This window comes from Fictibacillus sp. NRS-1165, assembly GCF_050468105.1.
GTDB lineage: Bacteria > Bacillota > Bacilli > Bacillales > Fictibacillaceae > Fictibacillus_C > Fictibacillus_C terrinigri.
This window is the reverse complement of the sequence record NZ_JBDPNU010000107.1, coordinates 1-3016: the sequence shown is the minus strand read 5'-3', so window position 1 is coordinate 3016 and position 3016 is coordinate 1. Positions and strand designations below refer to the sequence as shown.

4 protein-coding genes are annotated in these 3016 nt (G+C 45.8%); all 4 read left to right on the top strand.

Annotated elements, in window-relative coordinates:
• Positions 1–527: Gfo/Idh/MocA family protein (locus ABHN01_RS24640; protein WP_429877733.1), on the top strand; the 527-nt coding region annotated here is incomplete at its 5' end.
• A gap of 26 nt (positions 528–553) precedes the next feature.
• Positions 554–1543: a zinc-dependent alcohol dehydrogenase gene (locus ABHN01_RS24635; RefSeq protein WP_429877732.1), complete on the top strand. Its 990-nt coding sequence runs from the start codon at positions 554–556 to the stop codon at positions 1541–1543.
• A 15-nt stretch (positions 1544–1558) separates the two neighbouring features.
• Entirely contained in the window at positions 1559–2320 is a 762-nt protein-coding gene (locus tag ABHN01_RS24630) for a sugar phosphate isomerase/epimerase family protein (protein ID WP_429877734.1), read from the top strand.
• 38 nt (positions 2321–2358) lie between these two features.
• A partial coding sequence (locus tag ABHN01_RS24625) for a Gfo/Idh/MocA family protein (RefSeq protein ID WP_429877731.1) occupies positions 2359–3016 on the top strand: 658 nt, incomplete at its 3' end.

Here is a 3016-nt window from a genome sequence, read left to right as displayed (position 1 = left end):
GTACAAGGGCATTGGATGGGGGAGGCGCACTGATCAACCAATCCATTCACTACGTGGATTTACTCCAATACATTATGGGACCTGTGGATCAAGTTTTTTCGTATTGTGCCAACAGAGCCCATGAGAGAATTGAAGTGGAAGATATTGCGGCTGCGACCGTTAAATTCAAGAATGGGGCTATTGGATTCATCGAAGGGAATACAGCAGCCTATCCAGGATTTAGTGCGAGATTGGAGATCTACGGATCCGAGGGCAGCGTTATTATCGAAAACGACCAGGTAAAAGAATGGAAATTTAAAAGCGACCGCATAGAAGAACCGCCTAAGGGAGAAAAGAACCATATTGTCGGCTCATCCAACGCGAATATCTCGCATGACTCCCATAAGCAGCAAATCCAGGATTTTTTGCTCTGCATCAAGGAAGACAGAGAGCCGTTAGTTAATGGATGGGAGGCAAGGAAGACGCTAGAGATCATTTTATCCATTTATCAATCATCCAAAACGGGACTACCGGTCAAGATCAAATAAAAATTAAATGTTCAAGGTGATAAACAATGAAGAACCATGTGTTAGTAAGCGAAGAAAAGGGAAAAATCGCGCTTAACGAATTTGAAATCTCAGATCCAGGCCATGACGAAATTCAAGTGAAAGTACACGCCTCGCTCATCAGTCCAGGAACGGAAAGGGCTTTTGTTCTCAATATGGACAATACATCAGGAGAATATCCGATGTATCCCGGGTACAGCTCATCAGGGGTCGTCATTAAGGTCGGACAAGATGTAACCGATTTTAAGGTAGGCAACCGTATAGCGTGTCACGGCATTGGACATCGTTCCATAGGGAACATCAGGCAAAAACGGGCGGTCAAAATTCCAGATGGTGTCTCTTTTGAATTGGCTGCGTTTACATCGCTAGGGGTTATTGCTTTGCAAGGGGTCCGTAAAGCAAGACTGGAATTGGGAGAATCCGCTATGATTTTCGGTTTGGGAATCATTGGCCAATTATCACTTCAATTAGCCAGGCTAAATGGGGCATTGCCGGTCATCGGAGTAGATCGTGTACAAAACCGATTGGAGTTAGCCAAGCAGTGTGGCAGTGATTTTTCTCTGGATTCTTCCGATGAGCATTGGAGGGAGACCTTGAACGATGTGACAGAAGGGAAGGGTCCGCATGTGGTCATCGAAAGCACGGGTGTCCCAGAGGTCATCAGCACTTGTTTCGAAACGGTAAGAGACTTCGGCCGCGTTGTGATCCTGAGCAGTACGCGCGGGAACAGTACCATCAATTTTTACCGGGATGTTCATAAAAAAGCCATTACCATTCTTGGAGCACATATCTCTGGAAACCCTGTTTCGGACTCGCGGCCCGGTTATTGGACCTGGAGGGAAGATGGGACAGCGTTCTTGAACCTTATCAAGCACGAAAGACTAACCTTGGAGCCGATGATCACGGATCGGGTCCATTGGAAGCAAGTGGAAAATGTATACAGAGATATGCTGTCATGGAACTACAATATGATTGGTACTTTGATCAATTGGGATTAAGGAGTTGATTTGCTGGTGTACTCATTTGGATGGTGCAGGGGTATTGAAGATGCGGAACTTCTTAAGGAAGCCGGTTATGATTATATTGAATGTGCGATTACTGAGCTCAAATTGGAGCAAGAAAATGAGTTTAGAAATGTCTTGTCTCGTTACCTCGACAGCCCTCTTCCTGTAAAATCGTTTAATTTATTTTTTCCGGCAGATTTAAAAATCGTTGGACCGGATGTCGATTGGTACAGGATTGATCGATACGTAGCGAGGTTGGCGGAAGCCCTTAAAAGAATCGGAGCTGAAGTTGCGGTCCTTGGAAGCGGAAGAGCCAGAGCCATTCCTGATGGTTGGGAGAGCGAAAAAGCGGAAGAGCAGTTTGTCAGAACGCTGGAAAGAATCAGCGATGAATTTTCCGGCAGCGGTTTGGTACTTGCCATTGAACCCCTTAATCGAAAAGAAACCAATCTGGTAAACAGTGTAGAGGAAGCAAGCAGATTTGCTCGAATCATAAACCGGGATTCGATAAAAGTCCTTGCCGATCTGCACCATATGGAACTAGAAAATGAGCCTTTTCAGACGCTGATCGATCATAAAGATTGGCTTGCTCATATCCATGTGGCGGATACTGGGCGGTTATCACCCGGAACCGGGGCGTATTCGTATGATCAGTTTGCTGAACGTTTGAAAATGTCCGGTTACAGCGGAATGATTTCTGCTGAATGTACCGTTCGAGACACTCGTGAGTTTGAAGACAGCCTGGTTTTCCTAAAAGGAACGTTCACTTGATTGTAAGCTATGACCAAAGGTGGAAGGGGCGGTTTGATTTGAATAAAAAAGACGGAATGACCTATGCTCCACAAGGAAAACCAAAGCCGGTCGTGGAAGACGGGGAATTTCCTTTTGCAGCCGTGTCATTGGATCATGGGCATATTTACGGAATGTGCAACGGATTGACAGAAGCGGGGGCCACCCTAAAATGGGTTTACGACCCGGATCCCAAAAAAGTTGAAGCCTTTCTTCAAGTATTCCCGCAAGCGAAAGTGGCGGCTTCAGAAGAAATGGTGATGAATGATCGAGAAATCCGTCTTATTGCCGGAGCTGCGGTGCCTTCAGAACGTTGTGCGCTCGGACTGCGTGCGATGGATCACGGAAAAGATTATTTTACGGATAAAACTCCTTTTACCACTTTGGAACAGTTAGAACAGGCGCGGCAAAAGACGGCAGAAACAGGTTTGAAATATACGGTGTACTTCAGTGAACGTCTGCATGTGGAAAGTTCCGTACTTGCCGGACAGTTAATACAAGCGGGAGAAATCGGGAAGGTTGTTCAGATTACCGGTTTCGGTCCCCACCGTTTAAATGCTCCCAATCGTCCCGACTGGTTTTTTAAAAAGGAAAATTACGGAGGTATCCTTTGCGATATCGGTAGCCACCAAATCGAGCAGTTTTTATATTTTGGAAGCTGTAAGGATGCAATAGTGC

What these genes read in the sequence shown, in the direction of transcription:
- ABHN01_RS24635 (WP_429877732.1), top strand. Translation starts at nt 554, where the DNA reads ATGAAGAACCATGTGTTAGTAAGCGAAGAAAAGGGAAAAATCGCGCTT.